14 protein-coding genes are annotated in these 20,628 nt (G+C 69.0%); 8 read left to right on the top strand and 6 right to left on the bottom strand.

Features of this window, described 5'->3' with window-relative positions:
* Positions 1 to 1,106 (top strand): alpha/beta fold hydrolase (locus tag ALA01S_RS25085; protein ID WP_157119274.1); only part of this gene is annotated, 1,106 nt, incomplete at its 5' end.
* Positions 1,107 to 1,323: 217 nt separating this feature from the next.
* Here the strand turns inward: ALA01S_RS25085 and ALA01S_RS25080 are convergent.
* Positions 1,324 to 3,543 carry a TonB-dependent siderophore receptor gene (locus ALA01S_RS25080; RefSeq protein ID WP_084267925.1) on the bottom strand — a complete coding sequence of 740 codons (2,220 nt, stop codon included), beginning with the start codon at positions 3,541 to 3,543 and terminating at the stop codon, positions 1,324 to 1,326.
* A gap of 9 nt (positions 3,544 to 3,552) precedes the next feature.
* Positions 3,553 to 4,857: a lysine N(6)-hydroxylase/L-ornithine N(5)-oxygenase family protein gene (locus tag ALA01S_RS25075; RefSeq protein WP_066342041.1), complete on the bottom strand. Its 1,305-nt coding sequence runs from the start codon at positions 4,855 to 4,857 to the stop codon at positions 3,553 to 3,555.
* A 242-nt stretch (positions 4,858 to 5,099) separates the two neighbouring features.
* Between ALA01S_RS25075 and ALA01S_RS25070 the strand changes: the two genes are divergently transcribed.
* Genes ALA01S_RS25070 through ALA01S_RS25060 form a run of 3 tightly spaced genes read left to right on the top strand, consistent with a single transcriptional unit; the run spans position 5,100 to position 9,530 of the window.
* Positions 5,100 to 5,963: a formyltransferase family protein gene (locus ALA01S_RS25070; RefSeq protein WP_066342044.1), complete on the top strand. Its 864-nt coding sequence runs from the start codon at positions 5,100 to 5,102 to the stop codon at positions 5,961 to 5,963.
* Positions 5,960 to 7,006, top strand: coding sequence for a histone deacetylase family protein (locus tag ALA01S_RS25065; RefSeq protein ID WP_066342040.1), 1,047 nt, complete (start codon positions 5,960 to 5,962; stop codon positions 7,004 to 7,006). Before ALA01S_RS25070 ends, ALA01S_RS25065 begins: the two co-directional genes overlap by 4 nt.
* A gap of 46 nt (positions 7,007 to 7,052) precedes the next feature.
* Positions 7,053 to 9,530 (top strand): penicillin acylase family protein, encoded by a 2,478-nt coding sequence (locus tag ALA01S_RS25060; RefSeq protein ID WP_238455942.1) that lies wholly within the window; start codon positions 7,053 to 7,055, stop codon positions 9,528 to 9,530.
* 25 nt (positions 9,531 to 9,555) lie between these two features.
* On the opposite strand, the gene fhuF is transcribed toward ALA01S_RS25060, so the two are convergent.
* Complete coding sequence (gene fhuF, locus ALA01S_RS25055) at positions 9,556 to 10,320, bottom strand: siderophore-iron reductase FhuF (RefSeq protein WP_084267923.1); 765 nt, start codon at positions 10,318 to 10,320, stop codon at positions 9,556 to 9,558.
* 171 nt (positions 10,321 to 10,491) lie between these two features.
* On the opposite strand from fhuF, the gene ALA01S_RS25050 reads away from it, so the two are divergent.
* From ALA01S_RS25050 to ALA01S_RS25040, 3 genes are all read left to right on the top strand, one after another.
* On the top strand, positions 10,492 to 12,228 hold the full coding sequence (locus ALA01S_RS25050) for a cyclic peptide export ABC transporter (protein WP_084267922.1): 1,737 nt from the start codon (positions 10,492 to 10,494) through the stop codon (positions 12,226 to 12,228).
* A 74-nt stretch (positions 12,229 to 12,302) separates the two neighbouring features.
* Positions 12,303 to 14,489: a carbohydrate binding family 9 domain-containing protein gene (locus ALA01S_RS25045; protein ID WP_066342038.1), complete on the top strand. Its 2,187-nt coding sequence runs from the start codon at positions 12,303 to 12,305 to the stop codon at positions 14,487 to 14,489.
* Positions 14,490 to 14,593: 104 nt separating this feature from the next.
* Positions 14,594 to 15,196 carry a transcriptional repressor gene (locus tag ALA01S_RS25040; protein ID WP_169806008.1) on the top strand — a complete coding sequence of 201 codons (603 nt, stop codon included), beginning with the start codon at positions 14,594 to 14,596 and terminating at the stop codon, positions 15,194 to 15,196.
* A 111-nt stretch (positions 15,197 to 15,307) separates the two neighbouring features.
* Here the strand turns inward: ALA01S_RS25040 and ALA01S_RS25035 are convergent, their stop codons facing one another.
* From ALA01S_RS25035 to ALA01S_RS25025, 3 genes are all read right to left on the bottom strand, one after another.
* On the bottom strand, positions 15,308 to 18,016 hold the full coding sequence (locus ALA01S_RS25035; protein ID WP_066342036.1) for a response regulator: 2,709 nt from the start codon (positions 18,014 to 18,016) through the stop codon (positions 15,308 to 15,310).
* On the bottom strand, positions 18,013 to 19,074 hold the full coding sequence (locus ALA01S_RS25030; protein ID WP_169806007.1) for a response regulator: 1,062 nt from the start codon (positions 19,072 to 19,074) through the stop codon (positions 18,013 to 18,015). Before ALA01S_RS25030 ends, ALA01S_RS25035 begins: the two co-directional genes overlap by 4 nt.
* A 115-nt stretch (positions 19,075 to 19,189) precedes the next feature.
* A complete protein-coding gene (locus tag ALA01S_RS25025; RefSeq protein ID WP_066342035.1) occupies positions 19,190 to 19,564 on the bottom strand; it encodes a response regulator in 375 nt (124 codons plus the stop codon).
* 257 nt (positions 19,565 to 19,821) lie between these two features.
* Between ALA01S_RS25025 and ALA01S_RS25020 the strand changes: the two genes are divergently transcribed.
* Positions 19,822 to 20,628: calcium-binding protein (locus tag ALA01S_RS25020; RefSeq protein WP_169806006.1), on the top strand; the 807-nt coding region annotated here is incomplete at its 3' end.

Below are 20,628 nucleotides of genomic sequence, written 5' to 3'. Positions count from 1 at the left end.
CGTTCACGAGCGAGCGGGCCTACGAGGCGCCGCAAGGCGCGCTGGAGGCGGCGCTGGCCGAGGTCTGGGCCGAGGTGCTGGGGGTTGCCAGGGTCGGCCGGCACGACAACTTCTTCGAGCTCGGCGGGCACTCGCTGCTGGCGCTGCGGGTGACGACCCATGCACGCTTGCGCGAGCTGCCTGGGCTGGCGTTGAGCCTGCAGACGTTGATGATGCATCCGACCCTTGCGGGCCTCGTCGAGGCCTCGCGGCCCGGCGGTGCGCCAGCGTCGACGCTGATGCGGCTGAACCAGGCCGTCGATACCGTTGCGCCGCTGTTCTGCATCCATTCCGGGCTGGGCACCGTGCTGGGCTACCTGCCGATGGCCCAGCACCTCAATGGGCGGCGCGCGGTGTACGGCGTGGCCTGCCGGACGTTGACGGACCCCTCGTACCGCGACGAGTCGCTCGACCGAATGGCCGACGACTACGTGGCCATGATCCGCGGGATTCAGCCGGCGGGGCCCTACCACCTGCTGGGTTGGTCGCTCGGCGGCACCCTGGCCGCGCGAATGGCTGCGCGGCTGGAGGCCGAAGGCCAGGCGGTCGGCTTCCTGGGCCTGGTGGACTCCTTCGTGGCGCTCGACGATGCGCCCTACACGCTGGAGGATTGGCGCACGGGGTTTGCCGAGTTCCTGGCGTCGTTCGATATCCGCCTGGCGCTGGCGCTGCGGTTGCCCGAGACGCTCGCCGACCCGATGCAAGACGAGGCGCCGCTGCGGGACTGGGTCGAGCAGGCCCTCGCGGCGGGGGGGCTGCAAACGGACCACCGCCATGGCGACCTGGGCGCCGGCGAGCTCGTGCGCCTGTTCGTCGTGAGCCGCGGCCTCAGCGAGGTCACCTTGCGTTCGCGCGGGCCAGTTTCGCGTGTCGAGGCGGACGTGCACTGCTGGTGGGTGCGCGACCGCGCGCCCGCGCTGGTGCAGGGCCTGGCGGCGCAGTTGGGGGCCGAACGGGTGTCACACGTGTCGGTCGACGCCGATCACATCGGCATCGTGGCCAGCGAGGTGCTGCTGGCGGATCTGGACGCGCGGCTTGCACTGCTGCCGCTGTGCCGTGCGGGCTGATGCCGCTGAAGGAAGCCGGGCAAAAGGGGTGGTCCGGCGGCCGCCTCAAGCCCGCTTCGCACGGCTGCGGGTGTACGAACCTGCATCGTGCATTCGCCGTGACAAGCGCGAGCAGCCTGCCAGGAATGGCAGGCCGCTTGCGCAAGGGGTGCTGCACGGCGTGGTCCGCCACCGGCTCGAGGCGGCTTGCGGTGCCGCCCCATGGCCGAAGCCAGGCTCAGAACTGCATCTTCAGGTTCAGCGAGACGTTGCGCGCCTCGCCGACGTTGAGGTTGGACCAGCCGCCACCCGCCCAGTATTTGCGGTTGAACAGGTTGTTGACGTTGCCGATCAGCGTCAGCTCACGGCCCTGGAAGGTGAATTCGTGCGTGAAGCCGGCGTTGACCAGCGTGTACGCGGGCACTTTCAGCGTGTTGGCATCGTTGGCGAAGATGCCGCCGTAGTAGCGCACGTTCCCGTGCAGCTTGAGCCCCGGCACGGCCGGCACGCGGTATTGCGCGTTGGCCACCGTTTGCCAGCGCGCCGCATTCGACGGCGTGTTGCCGCGCAGCGCAGCGTTGTCTTCCGAGACCTTGTCGATGCTGGCATCGAGGAAGACCGTGCCGAGGCCCAGGTTGAGCGAGCGCGTCGCCTGCCAGGCACCAGACAACTCGATCCCGTTGTAGACCGTCATCCCGTCCTGCGTGAGATAGCGCAGGCCGTCGCGCAACTGTTCCATCTGGTTGGCGCGTTCCACGCGAAACAGTGCCGCGGTGTAGTCGACGCCTCTGGACGCGTGCTTCACGCCCATCTCGTATTGCTTCGAGACGGTGGCGCCGAGCACTTCGCCGGCATTCGCATACACCGCCCCGACGCGCGTGCCCGGTTCGAGTGCCTGCACGAAGCTGCCATACACGCGCGTTGCCGCGTCGGGCTTCCAGATCAAAGCCAGCGTCGGACTCGCCTTGCGTGCACCGTAGCCCGAATTGGTGGTAGGGTCGCCGTCCAGGTCCTTCGAGTCGTAGTCGGTGTAGCGAACGCCAACGATGGCCTCCCATTGGGCGTGCCACTTGATCGTGTCGCTGAGGAATGCGTATTTTTGCCGGACGTCGGCCGACGTGGGGGAGAGCGAGAAGTCCAGCGGCTGCGTGAAGCTGTGCGTCTGGTCCTGGTAGAGGTTGCCGTTGAAGTCGTTATCCCAGACCGTGACGTTGCTCCAACGGTCCTTGGCGCGCTGCAAGCCGACGCCTGCGACGATTTCATGGCGCACGCTGCCGGTGGTGAGATGACCCTGCAGCAAGCTTTGCCCATAGAAGGTGTCGAGCCTGCCGGCGAAGGTGTACGTGATGCCGGCGTAGTCGCCGCTGGCGTTGAGCAGCTCGGCGAAGCCCTTGTTCGACAGGTGATCCTTGCGCGCGAGGCCAAGCTGTGTCTTCAAGCTCCAGTCGGGGTCGAACTGCCACTTCAGCTCGGTTGAGGCCAGTTGGGTCTTGGTGCGGTAAAACGAGTTGGCGACGTTGATCTTGCCGTAGTCGTAGGAGACCCGCGGCAGCTTGCCGCCGCTGCCCGCGGCGTCATATTGGTTGACGTAGAACAGCAGCGGCTCACGCTTGAGATTGTTGTCCTCGTAGGCCACGGTCGTGAACCAGTTCAGCGTGCTCGACAGGCGTTGCTCGAAGGCCACGGAGGCTACCTTGCGATCGGGCTGGCTGTCGTTGTAGGCCGTGCCCTTTTCGGCTGCGAGGTTGACGCGCAGCGCGCTGTCTTCGCCCAGGCGCCGGCTGGTGTCGACATGCGCGCTCAGCACCCTTGGGTTGCGCCAACCCATCTCCACCGTGGTGGCGTCGGCCGCCTTGGGCCGCTTCATCTCGTAGCTCAGCGCGCCGCCGGGCTCGCCGAAGCCGTACATGAAGCCGGTCAGGCCCTTCAACGCGGTGACGCTCTCCACGATCTCGGTCGGGAAGTCGCCGCCCCAGTACAGCAGCAGCGGGATGCCGTCGATGTACATGTTGCGCACGCCCAAGCCGCGGATCTGCGTGCCCCACCAGTCGGTGGTGTATGACGACGATGGTGTGTAGACCGCCGGATCGTTGACGAAGATCTGGCCGATGGAGCGCGCGCTGCGCTCGGAGATCTGCTCGCTGTCGACCACCGTCAGCGAGAAAGGCGTGTCGAGCACGACCTTTTCGCCGAGCGCGCCGCTCGTCGACGGCTTGGCGAGGTGGCGCAGCGGCGACTCCTGCGGCGTGGCCGCCGCCTTCACCCTGATGGCCGGCAGGACGGCGTCATCCGGCGCGACTGCGCTGGCAGGCGCCGCGGGCGCTGCGGCCACATCGGCCGCATGAGCATGCGCATACGAGGTGACCATCAGCCCCGCAAGGGCGATGTTGAGTGCGTGTCCGATCGGTGTGAGGCGGCCTGGCGGGGTGATGTCGTGAACTCTGGTTTTGTTGTCCATTTTGAGTTTTCAGCAGATGTGAACGGGGTCATTGGGCTGTGCCGCGACGAGGTTTCCCGGCGCGGCATGCCGGTGGTGCAGCAGTGCGTCGCTGATCTCGCCGGAGCGCACCGCCGTCACGGACAGCAAGGTGTCGCTCAGGCCGTGCGAGGCTTCGTTGGTGCCTTGAATGAAGACGGCAGGGCGGAAGTTCGGCGCGCTCTTGATGCGGTAGTGGCGGTCGACTTCGAGGTCTCCCAGGTACGGCGCGAGGGGGGCGAGCAGCCCCTTGTGCTGTTGGCGTTCGTAGCCCGTGGCCAGCACGACGGCGTCGTAGCGCGTGGTGACTTCGCGCTCGGCATTGAGGTCGAAGAGCGTGAGCTCGATGCCTTGGGGGCCAGCCTGGACCTTGCGGACTTCATGGCGGCGCAGGAAGCGGTGGCGCTCATCGCCCCTGACGTTCTGCTCATAGAAGACCTTGAAGAGTTGCCCGATCAACTCAAGATCCGGGCAGGCATAGTTGGCGTGCCGGAACTCCCGAAGCATGTCGCTGCGCTCGCCCTGCGAGCGGCTGAACATGTGATCCACGAAGTCCGCGTTGAAGATCTCGTTCACGAACGGGCTGTCGTCCGCGGGCCGAATCGCCCGTGCACGCATGACCAGATCGACCTCTGGTGCGTTGGGCCTGCCGTGCAGGTCCATGAAAAGCTCGGCGGCGCTCTGGCCGGCGCCGATGATGGCAATCTTCCTGGCTTGAGCATTCCTGGCGATGCCGCGCAGGTAGTGGTGCGAGTGGAAGATGCGCGAATCGTCTTTGAATGGCTGGAAGAGCTCCGGAACGTGGGCGGTGCCCCCGATGCTCACCACCAGGTTGCGGGCCAGGCGGTCGTGCAGCTCTCCGGCCTGGTCGCGCGAGCGCACGCGCAGCAGCGGCACCTCGTCGCCTTGCTTTTCGGGAAGCACTTCGAGCACCTCCTCTCCATAGACGCAACGGTCCTCGAACTGCGTGGCCGCCCATACGAAGTAGTCGTTGAACTCGTGGCGGCTCGGATAGAACGTCTTGAGGTTGATGAAGTCCTGCAGCCTGCGCTTCTCGTGCAGATAATTGACGAAGGTGAAGCGGCTGGTCGGATTGCGCAGCGTGGCCAGATCCTTGAGGAAGGAGATCTGCATGTGTGCGTGCTCGAGCAGCATGTCCTTGTGCCATGTGAGGCTGGGTTGCCGCTCGATGAACAGCGGGTTGATGCGGCGACCGGGTTGCCGCTTCTCTTCCAGCGCGACGGCCAGCGCGATGTTCGACGGGCCGAATCCGATGCCGATCAGGTCGTGTTGCACGGTGAGACTCCTTGTGGTTCGGCGCGCGAAGGCGCCTCGTCCCCAGGCGGGGAAGGTGGCTGGTTGGATGGCGCCTTCTGTGCGCGCCATGGAGTCAGACGTGCGGGGGGCGTGGTTGTTTAGGCGCGCAGGGCTAAACGTTGGCGCGCTTGGTTCGTCTACATGGGCATGCCGGGTGCAGAAACGAGCCGTGTCGACGGTCCGCGACCGCGCCCTTTGCAACAACGCCCCGCATGGAACCCATGTCCAAGACCAAACTCGTCTACATCTGGTCGCTCCGCAACGCCGCTGCGGACCAGGCCGGCCAGCACATTGCCTACAAGGGCGGCAAGCGGTACATGACGTCGCCGCTCGAATACCTGGCACACGCCCTGGATCGGACGCCGCTGGGTGACGCGTACTCGCTGGAGGCAGTGATATTCGATGACGACGAAGGATCGCCGCGTGACCGTGAAAAGCTCCATGGCTATGGCTTCTCGCCACGGCCGGGGCAGCCATGGTTTTATCCGCACGATCTGGCGGTGCAGGGCCGCCTGGCCAGCGACTTGCTGATGGCGGTGCCGTCGACCTACCGGCGGCTGCCGCTGGATTCGCCGGATCGCGCGGCCGGCAAGCGCGCTTTCGAGGCCCGGCTGCTGGACAAGCTCGCGACGCTCGGCGCAGAGCTCGTCGTGCTCGACGGCCTGCTGGTGATCCTGGACGCGCTGGTGCGCCCGGGCGCGCCTTACCACCGCAAGATCGTCAACATCCACCCCGGCATCACCCGGATCGATTCGCCGTATGAGCGGCGAGGCGCCTATGCGACGCTCGACGCCCTGCACGGCGCGCGCGGGCAGCGGGTGGTCGACTGGGCCACGATGGCGACGCGGCCGGTGCCGCCGGTGCGCAAGACGGGCGCCTCCTTCCATTACGTGGACAACGGCATTGACTCCGGCGAGGTGATTGCCGACGTATTGAACACCGACATCGATCCGGCCGACACCATCCTGGAGCTGCGCTGGAACAACTTCAACCGCAGCCTTTTTCCGGCGTTGTACCGTGGACTGGCCACCATGGCGGGCCTGGAGCTCGCGCCCGAGCTGCCGGCCGGCGAGGGCACGCGTTGATTACCTTCTACAACGAGCGGCATGGGCAGCACCATGGCAAAGCCGAGATGTTCCGGGGCGAGCTGGTGCCTTGCTTCGAGGTGCCGTCGCGGGTGGAGCGGGTGCTCGCGGAGCTGCGCGGGCGCCGGCTGGGTGCCATAGAGGCGCCGCAGGCCTTTGATGAAGCCGTGCTGGAGCGGGTGCACGCGCTGCCCTATCTGCAGTTCCTGCGCGGCGCCTGGGAGGAATGGGTTGCGTTGAACGGCGGCAACGCGCAGCGCGATGCGCTCCCATCGGTGTGGCCCGTCCGAGGCCACCGCAGCGACGTGGTGCCGCAGAACTTTGCCGCCCGCATGGGGCTGTTCTCTTACGACGCGGGCACCCCGCTGACGGCGGGCACCTGGGACGCGGCCCGGGAAGGCGCCTGGTGCGCCTTGTCCGCGGCAGGCCGTGTGCTTGGCGGGGCGCGTGCGGCGTTCGCGCTCACCCGCCCGCCGGGGCATCACGCGGGGCATGACTTCTTTGGCGGCTACTGCTTCATCAACAACGCCGCGCTGGCGGCCCAAGCGCTGCGCGACGGTGGTGTGGAGCGCGTGGCCGTCCTCGACATCGACTACCACCATGGCAACGGGACGCAGACGCTGTACTACGACCGTGCCGACATGTTCTACGCCAGCCTGCACGGCGATCCGCTGACCGAGTACCCGTTCTTCCTGGGGCACGCCGATGAGACGGGGGTGGGCGAGGGCCTGGGCTGCAACCTGAACTTGCCCTTGCCTCGCGGCACCGGCTTTCCCGCTTGGCACGGCGCGCTGGGCCAGGCGCTGCGCGCCATCGCCGATCACGGTGCCGGCGCACTGGTCGTGTCGCTGGGGGTGGACACCTTCGAGGGAGACCCCATCTCGGGCTTCCGGCTGCGCCAGGACGACTACCTGCGCATCGGAGAGGCACTGGCGTCGGCCGGGCTGCCGACGGTGTTCGTGTTCGAAGGGGGCTATGCAGTCTCCGAAGTGGGCATCAACACGGTCAACGTACTCGAAGGGTTCGAGCAGCGCGGCGGATGATCCACGGTACGCCGCCACGCGGCGGCCGATGCAACGGGACAGGGCAATGAACAAGACGGGCTGGAACAAGGCGACGCAAAGGGTGCCGCGGCCGTGGGCCGCGCTGTTGGCGGCAGGCCTCATGGCGTGGCAGCCGGCGGCCCGGGCGCAAGAGGAGGCGCGGGCAGGAACGCCGGCGATCGAGCCGCCGTCCTTCGTGGAGATCCGCCGCACGACGGACGGCATTGCGCATGTGCTGGCCGGCAGCTGGCATGCGCTGGGCCGCGGGGTGGGTTACGCGCAGGCGCAGGACGCGCTGTGCACCCTGGCCGAGGCCTTCGTGACCTACGAGGGCCGGCGCTCGTGGTTTTTCGGCCCCGATGGCAGGCCGGCTCGCGACTCGACCTTCGGCCGGCCGAAAAACCTGGACCTGGACTTCTTCTTCCGCGCGTTCGCCGACGCCGAGGTGCTCGCGCAGTACCGGGCACAGCAGCCGGCCGAGCTGAACGAATTGATCGAAGGGTACGCCGCAGGCTACAACCGCTACGTGGCGAACGTGCGAAAAGCGCCACGGCTGGCCTCGCACCGGGCGTGCGCTCGTGCGGCCTGGGTGCGCAATATCGATGCGGACGACATCTTCCGTCGCCTCTATGCGGCACAGATTGCGGGTGGCTACGCGCACTTCATCGCCGAGATCACCGGCGCCGTGCCGCCGCAAGACCGGGCGGCCGCCGTGGCGCCCGCGCGGCTCGCGCTGCGTGAGCGTCTGGCCTATCGCATCGGCGAGCGCGAAGGCGTGGGCAGCAACATGCTGGCGTTTGGGCGCGAGGCCACGGGTGAGTCCGAAGCCGTGCTGTTCGGCAACCCGCACTGGTACTGGGGCGGCCCCGACCGCTTCTACCAGATGCATCTGACGATCCCGGGCCGGCTGAACGTGGCGGGAGCGGGATTCCTCGGCGTGCCCCTGGTGATGATCGGCTTCAACGAGCACGTGGCCTGGAGCCACACGGTGTCGGCCGCGCGACGGTTCGGCCTGTTCGACCTGACGCTTGACGAAGCCGATCCAACGCGTGTCCGCGTGGACGGCCAGGCCGAGGCCATGCAGGCGCGCACGATCCGGGTGGACGTGCGCGAGCGCGGCCAGCCTCGGCGCGTGACGCGCACGCTGTACCGCACCCGGCTCGGTCCCGTCGTCGATCTGGGCGGCCACCATGCCGCTTTCGGTTGGGGCCGTGGCCACGCGCTGGCGATACGGGACGTCAACGCGCAGAATTTCCGTGTCTTTCGCAACTTCTTCTATTGGAACCAGGCCCGATCGCTGGACGATTTCGTCGCCATCCAGCGCCGCGAGGCGGCCGTGCCCTGGGTCAATACAGTGGCCATAGGCCGGGGCGACGGTCGGGTCTGGTATGGCGACGTGGGTGCGGTGCCCAACGTGCCGGATGAGCTGCGCGCCGCCTGCTCGACGAAGCTGGCGAAGGGCTTCGAGCAGATGGACGCGATAACGCCTGTCCTGGACGGCAGCCGGTCGCGCTGCGACTGGCCGTCGGATGCCCGCTCGGTGCAGCCCGGCGCCATGCCTGCCGAGGCCATGCCCGGCCTGCTGCGCGAGGACTACGTGGCCAACATGAACGACAGCTACTGGCTGTCCAACCCGCGGCAGCCGCTGGAAGGGTTCGCGACCGTGCTGGGCGGCGAACGCCGCGCGCTGTCGCTGCGCGGACGGATGGGACACCAGATCGCGGCGGAGCTGATGCGCGAAACGCCAACGTCCGCGCAGGCCCTTGCCGCGCGCGTCCAGTCGGCCGTGCTGACGCCGCGCGCGTACTCGGCCGAGAAGTTCAAGGCTGAGTTGCTGGCCCAGGCTTGCGCCCAAGGCATGGTGGCGCTGCCCGTGACAGGGGACACCAAGGCCGGCGCGCACGCCCGCCAAGTGGACGTTGCGCCAGCGTGCCGCGTGTTGCACCGCTGGAGCGGGCGGGCGGATGCCGACGCCCGCGGCGCGCTGCTGTGGGACCGCTTCTGGGCCGAGTTGGAGAAGATCCCCGGCGACAGCCTGTACGGCGTGCCTTTCTCGAACGAGGCACCCTTGGAAACGCCTCGCGCTCCGCGCACGGAGGATGGCTCGGTGGCCCGCGCCCTGGCTGCGGCGGTGACTGCCTTTGCGGCAAAGGGGCTGCCGCTGGATGCGCCGTTGGAACGCCATCGCTTTGCGCGCACCGCCCAGGGGGCGGTGCCGATCTACGGTGGCTGCGGCCCGCAGGGCTACTTCACCGTGGCCTGCGCGGACGAAGAGAGCGCGGGTGATGCGCGCATGGGCCCCGATGCGCTGGCCAACAGCTATCTGCAGGTGGTGACCTTCGGGCCGGCCGGTGTGCAGGCGCACACCCTGCTGGCCCACGGGCAGGATGAGCAGGCGTTGCTTGGCGGGCGCGGCGCGGCGCCGGTGATCCGCTATGCCCGCAAGCAGTGGCTGCGCTTCCCATTCTCCGAGGCGGAGATCGCGCGGGATCCGGGCCTGCGCCGCAGCGTCTTGACGCCTTGACGCGGACCAGCCGGGACCCGCGCCCTCACGCGGGCCCGGTGGCGGCCTGGTGGCGGCAGGGCTTGCCATGCCGCGGGTCGAGCGGGCAGGCGCCGCAATAGCCTTCGCCGGGCAGCAGGTAGGACAGGCAGCACTGGCGGTGCAAGGTCAGCAGGCCGGCAGCCGGCGCAGCGGCCTGGCGCCGGTGCATCGGGTTGTCGCGGCCGTCCGGCCACGCGGGGCGGTCCAGCAGGGCCGTGCGGTCCTCGACCAGTCCGGGCACGGGGCCGGCCAACCGAAGCGCCTGGCTGAAGATCGTCTCAAGGTGGCGGGCCGTGTTGCCCCACAGGATCTTCGTCGCCAGCCGGGTGTGCTGATGGATGGCGGCGAACAGCGGGTCGAGGTGATCGTGCAGCAGCGATTCGTAGCGCAGGGCCGTGCCGCTGCCGGGCAAGGCCTGTCCTTGCTGGGAAATGTGGAAGCCGGCCACCTCGCCGTGTTCGTTGAAGCGCACGGCGATGTGCGCTGCGCCCACCTCGAACCGGTGATGCAGCAGGCTGGCTGCCGCGACCACGGGCAGCAACAAGGCCCAAAGGTATCTGAGGCTCCAGGCCGAGGCGGCCGCACGCTGGTCCTGCCCGGCCACGCCCAGATGACGGGCATGGCGCCGCAGCAAAGGGGTCAGCAGCCCAGAACCGTGCAGCAAATCGGCCAGGACCACGGCGTCCGCCGGCCGCCGCGACGAGCACTGCAGCGATTCGCCGTGGCGGGCCCATTCGCCCTGGAAGATCGGGGCCAGCAGCGGGATCACGGCTTCGCCTCCCGCCGGGGCGGCATCGATGGGTGCTCAACAGGAATTGGAATCTGCATCCCCGGTATGACGAACGAGCGGCCGGCCCGTTCAGTCGGGTAAACAGATGCGGGGCTGGTTCGTCTTGCCTGGGTGTACCCAACGACTCCATTCAGACAAGGTGATCCGCCCGTGCTTTCCTACCTGATCCAACAGTCGCGCCATCTGCTGATCGCGGCCAGTCTGAGCAGCGTCGTCGCGGGCGTGTGCAGCGTGCTGCTCGTCACGCAGATCAATGCCGCACTGACGGCTGGCAGTGCGGCCGACCGCGCTGCGCTGGCCTTGCGATTTGCCCTGATCGCGGTGGCGGCCATGCTGAGCCAGATGCTGGCGTCGGTGCTGTTCGAGCGGCTGAGCCAGCGGGCGCATGCGGATCTGCGGCGCTTCATCTCGGCGCGCGTGGTCCGCACCGATTTCCGCAAGCTGGAGGACATCGGCGGGCCGAGGGTCCAGTCGGCACTGGCCGAGCACAGCGCGCGCGTGGCCGAGTTCTTCGTCAGCTTTCCCATGATCCTGGTCAACGCGATCATCGTGGCGGGCTGCCTCGCCTACATGGCCTGGCTGTCGTGGCAGGTGTTCCTGGCAGCCGTGCTGGTGATCGGCCTGGGGTCGCTGGGCTACCACCTGGCCCATCTGCGGGCGATCCGGCACCTGGAGGCGGCCGCCGAGGAACAGGACCGGCTGTTCGACCATTTCCGCTCGCTGGTGGACGGGGCCAAGGAGTTGCGGCTGAACGCGGCCAAGCGCGCCCGGTTCTCGAAGGACGTGCTGGGCGGCTCCATCGAGACCGTGCGGCGCGAGCGCGCCTTCGGGATGTCGGTGTTCGTGGTCTCGGCGGCGTGGGGCAACTTCCTGGTCTACGCGTTCATCGGCCTGGTGCTGTTCATGCTGGTCGGCGACGTGGCCGACAGCGCACGGGTGATGACCGGTTTTGCACTGGTGTTCGTCTACATGGTGGCGCCGCTGGAGGGCCTGTTGCTGGCCCTGCCGCGCGCGAACCTGGCCAAGGTGTCCGGCGTGCGCATCGACGAGATCACGCGCCAGCTCGAACCCACCGAGGCGGATGCGCCGGAGCAGGCCACGCCGGACCTGAGGACGCTGACGCTGCAGGGCTTGCGCCACCGCTACTACCACGAGGGGAGCGACGACCTGTTCACGCTCGGCCCGGTGGACCTCAGTTTCTCTCCCGGGCAAATCACGTATCTGGTGGGCGGCAACGGCAGCGGCAAGACCTCGCTGGCCAAACTGCTGGTGGGGTTGTACCGTCCGGAGCAGGGCGCCATCCTCTTCAACGAGGACGTGGTGGACGACGCGAGCCGCGACCGCTACCGCCAGGCGTTTTCGGCCATCTTCTCCGACTTCCATCTCTTCGAGCACTTGCTCGACGGCCGTGTGGCGGACCTCGATGCGCGCGGCAACCAGCTCATCGAGAAGCTGCACCTGCAGCACAAGGTGCAATTGAAAAACGGGGCCTTCACGACGCGGGCGCTGTCTCAGGGCCAACGCAAGCGCCTGGCGCTGGTCGTGGCCTATCTGGAGGATCGGCCTTTCATGGTCTTCGATGAATGGGCCGCCGACCAGGACCCCGTCTTCAAGGAAGTGTTCTATCGCGAGCTGCTGCCCGCGCTCAAGGCGCAGGGCAAGTGCGTGCTCGTGATCTCGCACGATGACCGCTACTTCCACCTCGCCGACCGGCTGGTGCGCATGGAAAACGGACAGGTCGTGGCCGTGGAGGTGCCACCGTCCATGGCGGCCGGAAGCCTAGCGCCGCTGCGGCCATCGCAGCCTCCTTCCGAGCAGGGCAGCCCCGGTGTCGCGGTGCACCGATTCGCGGCAGACGGCCGTGCAGATGATCGTGCCGTGGCCTGATGACGTTGGTTCGACATGAGCGGGCAGGCCTCACGCAGGTTCGGCGCTTGGCGGCATGCGGTCGGCGTGGCGCCGTGGTCTGGGCCGCCGTGCTGGCGGCCAGCGTGGCGGGGGCGTCGCCGGATCGGGTTCCTTCGGGGCCCGCCTTGCTGCCGGCCGCCTTGCGGCTGAGCCACGCCTTGCCGGATGGGGCGGCTGCGCCGGTGCTGGCCGATGCCACGCCCATCGGGGGCTTCGTGCAGGTCGCGCCGGTGACGGGCTCGATGCCGACCCGCCGCACCGAACTGCGCATGGCCCACGACGGCAAGTTCCTCTACGTCAAGGTGCACGCCTTCGATCCCGAGCCTTCGGCCATCGTGGCCCAGCAGATGCGGCGCGACGTGGAGGACATGCTCACCGAGGACCAGGTCACGCTGGTCTTCGATCCTGACGGCGAGGGCCGCAACGGCTACCTGTTCGCCGTCAACGCCAACGGTGCGCAGTTTGACGCGCTGGTCTTCGACGGTGGGCAGATGCGCTACGACTGGGACGCCTTGTGGCGCAGCGAAGCGCACATCGGGGCCGACGGCTGGCATGCCGAGATCACGATCCCGCTGTCGGTCTTCGGCCGGCGCGGCCCCGTGGACACACAGACGCTGCGCATGTGGCGCTTCAATGCCGAACGCTGGATGCCCCGCGGCAGCGAGCGCTCGCGGCTGGCCGGCATACAGCCGGACAAGCAGGTGTACTCCTTGGGGGATGCCTTGCCCCTGCCGGCCATCACCTCGGAGCAGGATGACTGGGGGCTGAGGCTCAAGCCGTCGCTGCGTGTCACCCGCGAATCGGCCGCCGCCACGGGCACGGGCCGTGCGCGGCAGCGCCTGGAGCCAGGCCTGGAGGTGTTCCACGAGAGCACGTCGGGCCTGCGCACCACGGCGGCCTTGAACATCGATTTCGGCGAGGCCGAGGCCGACGAGCGTGCCGTCAACCTCACGCGCTTCGAATTGCTGCGTCCCGAGAAGCGCGAGTTCTTCCTGCGGGATGCGGGCCGCTTCACCTTCGGTGGATTGGTGGAAAGCGCCGTGATCCCCTACTACTCGCGCCGCATCGGCCTGGACGAGACGGGGCGCGCGCGCAGCCTGGACGCCGGCCTCAAGTTCTCCGGCCAGTGGTCCGGCTTCGACTTCGGCCTGTTCGGTGCCCGCGTGGCAGGTGGGCCCACCGAGCCCGGCGAGCCGGACCAGCCCGCGGCCGACGTGGCCGTGCTGCGCGTTGCGCGAGCGCTGGGCGAGCGCAGCCGCATCGGCTGGATGGCCACGCGCGGCAACCCCGAGGGCACTGCGGGCAGCGCCCTGTGGGGCATGGACTACCAGTACCGGAACACCGATTGGGCGCTGCCCGGCGGCCAGGGCGGCAAGACCCTGGAGACGCATGCCTGGGTGCAGCAGTCCACCAATGCGGGCCTTGGCAACGGCCAGGCCTGGGGCGGCAGCGTGATGTTCCCCAACGTCGGCCTCACGGGCAGCGCCGATTGGCAGCACGTCGACGCGAGCTTCAAGCCCGCCCTGGGCTACCTGGCGGAGGCCGGTGTGACGCGGGGGCAGGGCCAGATCGGCTGGTGGCATCGCACCGCAGAGGGCGGGAGCATCATCCCGGAGGTCGACTGGAACTATCGACGCAAGCTCGACGGCACCGAGAAGTCGTGGCTGTTGAATCCCGAGATCGGCTGGACCAGCGCGGCCGGCGACACGGTGATGGCCGAGGTGTTCTTCGAGGGCGATCGCGTGGCCTCCGCCTACAGCCCGGTACCCGGCGTCACCATCCAGCCTGGCAGTTACGGGTGGCACTACCTGTTCGGCTACCTGGAAACCGCCCCCTCGCGGCCGGTGTCGGCCGTGGCGGAGCTGCGCAGCGGCGGCTACTACGACGGGCATCGGGACGACCAGACGGTGCACCTTGCCTGGAAGCCCAGCCCGCACTGGGGCTGGCGGGTAGGCGTGGCGCGCAACGCCATCAGCCTGCCAACGGGCAGCTTCACCGTGCGCACGGCCAGCCTGCGCCTGGACCACACACCGCATACCCGTCTGGCCCAGAGCCTGCTGGTGCAGTGGGACAACGTATCGAGCCAGCTGGGGGTGAGCGCGCGGCTGCGCTGGTGGTGGGCGCCGGAGCGGGAGGTGATCTTCTCGCTGGACCGGCTGGGCTACACCGGCGGGCAGCGCGAGCTGCTGCCCAACCAGACCCGCGCCATGCTCAAGCTGGTGTGGAATTTCGAGCGCTGACACGGATCGCTGCGCATACGGTGCGCCTGGTCGAGTCGCAATGTGCGGCCCGCTGCAAGGGCTTCAATGCAGTGGTTGCGCAAGATGCTATGGCGGAAAGTGATATGGCAAACAAGTTGCAGCGGTTGATTCCTGCTGTCCCTGCTGTTCCCGCTGTTGGCGGCGCATCGCCGGCAGTGCAACTTCAATTGGAGGAGGGTTCGCCGGCAACGCCGGATTTCGCCTGGGAGCTTCATGGCCTCGGCATTCGGCCGACGACCACGCGCTTGCAGATTCTTGCGCTGCTGCACCGCGAGCAAGGGCGCTGGATGCGCGTGGGAGAGGTCTACAGCGCCTTGTTGGGCCAGAACGGCGAGGAGGCCTTGCCCAGCATCTACCGCAACCTCAAAGACCTGGAGCGGGCGGGCCTGGTAATGCGCATCTGGGAAGAGGGCAGCCGCGGTGTCCACACGGTGTACCAGCTTCGCAGCGACCGGGCCACCCCGGCCGCCTTCGTGCTGGTTTGCGAAGGCTGCAACGCGCGGTTCGCTTCGGCGGATCCGGTGCTCAGCAAGGCGCTGCACATGGCGCGGCAAGCCGCGTCGGGCGAATCGGAGCTGCCCCTCACATTTCGCATTGCATGCCTGAATCAGCATGCCTGCGCCAAGGCTGGGCGGGCGCGTGACGGGATGCCTGGAGCTCGCAAGCCGCAGCCGATACCGGTTTGACCGTGCGTTCAAGCTACCTGCCATGGACTGCGCCGGCCTTGCTGCCGGCCACCCGTCGCTTGCCCATACGGGCAGGTGGCATACGGGCCCACCGGCGCAGTCCCTGCGTGCTCACGCCTGCATCTCCCCGAACGTGATCCGCACCGTCTCCAGATGGCGCCGCAGCGCCTCCAGTTGCGCCTGCAGCACCGGCGCGTCTGCGTCCGCGTGCTCGATCTGCTGGCAGCAATGCGCCGCCCAACGGAAGCCGTGCAGGGCGAAGCTGCCCGCCAGCCGGTGCGCGATGCTGCGCAGCGAGGCACCGTCGCCCTCCCGCAGGGCTTGCGCCATCTCGTCCAGCGCCTGCCGGCGTGAATGCAGGAAGCTCGGCAGCGTGTCGCGCAGGTCCGGGTCCAGCTCAAGCGCCGCTTGCGGATCGGGCAGTGGTTGCGGCGGCACCGGCGACACAGCAGTCTGCCCGCCCGGCACGCCGCCCGCGCCGCGCAGGGCGCGGTGCAGCTCCTGGCGCCCAACGGGCTTGCTCAGGTAGAGGTCGAAGCCCGCCTGCAGGCAGCGGCTGCGCGTGGCCTCGTCCTCGTGCGAGGTCAGCGCGACCACGAGCGTGGGCCGGCAGCGCGTTTCCTTTTCCCGCGCGCGCAGCGCCTGCACCGCCTCGACGCCGCTCATCAGCGGCATCTCCAGGTCCATGAAGATCACGTCCGCGGGCTGCGCTTCGTGCGCCTGCAGCGCCGCGCACCCGGTCGCGGCCGTGCGCAGCGTCAGCGGCGGGCTCGGCAGGCTGCGGCGCATCACCAGCAGGTTGTGCTCGTCGTCGTCCACGATCAACACGTTCAGCCGCGGCAGCTCGGCCTCGTCCGGGCGGTCCGTGTCCTGCGGCGGCGCGTCCGCCGGCCGGGCCGGTGCCGCGCCATGCCCGGCCGCCGAGCGCAGCCGCAGGCTCAGCGTCGTGCCCTCGGCCTCGTCGGTGCGCATGACCAGCTCGCCCTCCTGGATGCGCGCCATCAGCCGCGCCGAGTAGGTGCCGAAGCCCGACCCGTCACTCTTGCCGGCGGTGGCGTACTTCTCGAAGAAGCGACCGCGCACCGCCGCGGGCACGGCACCCAGGTTGTGGATGTGCACCCACAACGGGTCGCCCGGCACCAGGCGGATCGTCACCACGCTGTCCTGCGGCGCCGCCTCGATGGCGTTCTTGAGCAGGTTGGCCAGGATCGAGTAGCACAGCGTCTCCTCGGCCAGCGCCAGCATCGGGGCCGCCTCCGGCCCGCTGCGCTGGCGCACGCACACCGACACCCGGCGCGCGGCCGTGAGCGCCCCCAGGTCGGCCACCACCTTGTGCAGCAGCAGCTCCAGGTCCACCGCCGCGGGTTCGAAGCGGTAGCTGCCCTGCTCCATTTTCAGCAGGTCCAGCGACAGGTTGACCATGGTCAGCACGCGGTAGCCGGCGCGCTCGACCAGCGCCAGCAGCTCCGCCTGGTCGGCGTTGAGGGCGCCGGCCTCGCGCACCAGGCGCGGCAGCGCCACGATGCTGGCCAGCGGCGTCTTCAGGTCGTGGCGGCTCATGCGCTCGACCTCCTCGCGCAGCCGCATGTTCTCCTTGAGGTAGGTGTTCTGCAGCTCCAGTTGTGCGGCTTGCGCAGCCGCCTGGCGCGCGACGTCGCGTTCGCGGCGCGCGGCCAGTACCTGGTCGGCCATGCCGATGGTGAGCACCAGGGCCTGCCACACCAGCGACAGGGCGTAGAGGAATTCGCCTTCGAAGGGCAGCCGCACGCCCATGCCTTGCAGCGCGCGCAGGGCCACCGATACCGTCAGCGGTGCCCAGCTCACGATGTAGTAGACGGCATAGCGGTTGCCGCGCAGCGTCATGCAGACACCGGTGCCCAGCAGCAGCAGGTAGTTCACCAGGATTGCCACCGAGAGCACCACGCCGGCGTAGTCCAGGTGCACCGGCGACAGCAGCAGCAGGGCCGCCCCGGCGAGCGCGGCCGCGCGCAGGCGGGCGTACAGGCGCGACAGCCGCGGCGCCTGCTGCGGCAGCGACAGGAAGCCGCGCGTGAAGCCCAGCGAGAACACCATCGCCAGTGTCGCCAGCAGCCACTGGCCATGCATGCCAAGCCGCGCCCACAGCGCGCCGCCGGGCCAGGCGTAGACGTAGCCGGCGTTGCAGGCCGTGAACAGCAGCAGCGTGAGCTGGTAGAGCGTGTAGTGGCCCAGCATGCGCTCGCGCAGCACCGCCCAGTAGCAGGCGGCGATGACGGCGAAGGTCAGCACCGCCGTGTAGAACACGGCATTGCTGACCAGGCGCAACCGCTCCTCGGCGCGCCAAGCCTCGGCATCCATGAGCTTGACGCGCACGATCGCGCGGTGCTGGTGCGACACGTGCAATAGCAAGGGCGTGCCGCGCACCAGTACGTCGGGCAGCTCGAAGACCTGGGCGTAGGCCGCCACCGGCATGTCCGGCGCGGGCCGCAGCTTCGTCCGCGTCTCGCGCGCGCCGTAGGGCAGCACCAGCGTCAGCGGCCCCGACACGTTGCCCTCCACGATCAGTACCGACCGCACCGGCAGCATCGAGGGCGTGATGCGCAGCCAGCTGCCGTGGTCCCGGAAGGGCAGCGTGAGCTGCACGGCGTCGGCCGACAGCGCCGGCGCCTGCCGCGCCGCGTCGACCTCGCGCACGCTGGCATCCAGCGCCAGCAGCTCGACCTTCAGCCGCACCAGCGGGGACGGCGCCGCGCCCGCGACGCCACAGGCCAGCAGCGCGCCCAGCAGCCACAGCCAGCGCAGCAGCCTCGCGGCGGCGCAGGTTCGCACGCCGCGCGTCATGACGCCTCCACGAAGCGCACCGGCGTGTCGTCGAGGTGGCGGCGCAGCTCGTCCAGCCAGGCAGCCACCTGCGCCGGCACCGGTGCGGGCGCGTTCTCGATGCGCAGGCAGCCCTGCGCCGCCCAGGTGTAGCCGTAGAGCGCGAAGCTGCCGGCCAGCCGGTGCGCCAGGCGCCGTACCGCCGCCAGGTCCTCGTGCGCCAGGGCCTGTGTGGCCTCTTCGATCAGCGCACGGCGCGAGGCCAGGAACGCGGGCAGCCGCTCGCGCAGGTCCGCGGGTACGAGCACCGGCCGGTCATCGCCCGGCACCGGCCCGCCCTCTGTGCCCCGCTCGGCGGCCTCCGGCTGCGCCTTGATCTCGAAGCGGTAGCCCACGCCGTAGACGGAGTGGATGAAGCCATGGCCGGGCGCGGCGGCGGCAAGCTTGCGCCGCAGGTTCTTGACGTGGCTGTCCACCGCGCGGTCGAACACCTCGGTGCTGCCGTCGTACGCCAGCTCGATGAGCTGCATGCGCGAGAACACCCGTGCGGGCTGCGCCGCCAGCACCCCCAGCAGCCGCAGCTCCTGCGGCGTGAGGTCCAGAGGCCGGCCCCGCCACAGCGCGCGCTGGGCCACGGCGTCCAGCTCCAGCAGGCGTGGCGGCGCTGTGGGCCGGGCCTGTGCCGGCGGCTGCGGCAGCCGCCCCAGGCGGCGCAGCAGCGCCTGCACGCGCGCCACCAGCTCGCGCGGGCTGAAGGGTTTGCACAGGTAGTCGTCGGCACCCAGGTCGAAGCCCAGCAGCCGGTCCATCTCCTCGCCACGGGCGGAGACCATCAGGATAGGCACGTTGCTGAAGGCGCGCAGTGCGCGGCAGACCTCGGTGCCGTCGGCGCCGGGCAGCATCAAGTCCAGCAGCACCAGGTCTGGTGCGTGCGCGCGCACGTGGGCCACCACCGCGTCGCCGCGCGACAGGCGCTCGGTGCGCAGCCCGGCGCGCTGCAGGTGCTCCTGCTGCAGCGCGGCCACGTGCTCGTCGTCTTCCACCACCAGTACCCGTGGCGCTTGCCCGGCATCGTTCATTTTTTTCCTTCCCCAGCGCCCTCAAGCCCTGCCTGCCAGGCGGTCCGCGTCCCGGCGCAGGCCATCGAAGCCCGTGATTGTTCCTTCACCGGCGGCAGGGGCCGCCGGCCGCGGCTCAGGCGCTGACCACGGCGCGGATGCGCGCCAGGATGTCGACTATGGGCGCGTGCTTGGACACGCCTGGGCGCCCGGCGATGACGCCGTCGAGCTGCGCCGACTCGCTGGGCGAGACGATGGAGGTCAGGTACAGGAAGGGGATGTCGCGCGTGTCCGGCGCCTGCGCCAGCGCGCGGCAGACGGCCCCGCCGTCCATGACCGGCATGTCGATGTCGCACACGATGACGTCCGGGTGCTCGCTGCGCGCCACCTCCACCACGCGCGTCGGGTCGTTGACCGCGACCACGTCGTAGCGCGACCCCAGCTTGATCTGCAGGTAGTCCGTGACCGCCGGGTCGTCATCGACCAGCAGGGCTTTTTTTCTCTCGCTCATGACTGCGGCTTCCTCTTCGCGCCCGCGGGCCACTTCGCAAGTGGCCTGGCTGCGTACGCGGCGCATTGTCCGGTGCCGGGCGGGTGGCGCCCAGGCTTGCCCGAGATGGGTGGCGGTTCTCCCAAATTCCTCCACATTCGCCGCTTAAAAACCGTGCCATGCCGTGCCGGGGTGCCCGGCCAGAAGAAGTGCGGGACGGCGCCTGGACGGGCCCTCCTGCGGCAACCAGCGCAAATCAGTCAGGGGAGGAATCGGTCATGGGCATGTTCAGTTGGGCCAAGAAGGCCTGGAGCGATGTATCGAGCACGGTGACCAGCTGGGCCAAGACGGTGGAGAACACCGTCAGCGACATCGGCAATGACATCCAGAGCCTGGGCGACGACTTCGCGGCGCTGGGCAATGACATCAAGGGGCTGGCCGAGGACATCGCCAAGCTCGGCTACACCAAGAAAGACTTCGGCAACGGCAACGACAACTACACCTCGTGGTCGTTGGGCGCCAACATCCTCAACGGCAACGGCGGCGACGATACGCTCAAGGTGACGGCCGGCGCCTACAACGTGCTGCGCGGCGGCGACGGCAACGACACGCTCACCATCACCGTCGGCGGCTACAACAAGATCGACGGCGGCAGCGGCAACGACACCATCTCGGTGAGTGCCGGCATCTACAACGACCTCTCCGGCGGCGACGGCGACGACACCATCACGGTGGACGCAGGCGCGGTGGCCGTCGTGGACGGCGGCAACGGCAACGACAGCATCAAGGTGCTGGGCGCCAAGAACACGGTCAACGCCGGCTGGGGCAACAACTACGTCTACGCCGTCGGCGGCTCCAACAGCATCACGGCCTACGGCAACAACGACACCCTCGTGGCCTACGGCGGCTCCAACAGCATCAGCGCCGGCGACGGGGACAACAGCGTCGAAGCCACGGGCGGCTCCAACACGGTCACCGGCGGCGCGGGCAAGGACACCGTGAGCGTCAACGGCGCTTACAACAAGGTCACCACCTACGCCGGCAACGACAAGGTCAGCGTGCTGGCGGCGTCCAACACGGTGGAT

This window comes from Azohydromonas lata NBRC 102462 (genome assembly GCF_001571085.1).
GTDB lineage: Bacteria > Pseudomonadota > Gammaproteobacteria > Burkholderiales > Burkholderiaceae_C > Azohydromonas > Azohydromonas lata.
This window is presented reverse-complemented; position numbering and strand designations above follow the sequence as displayed.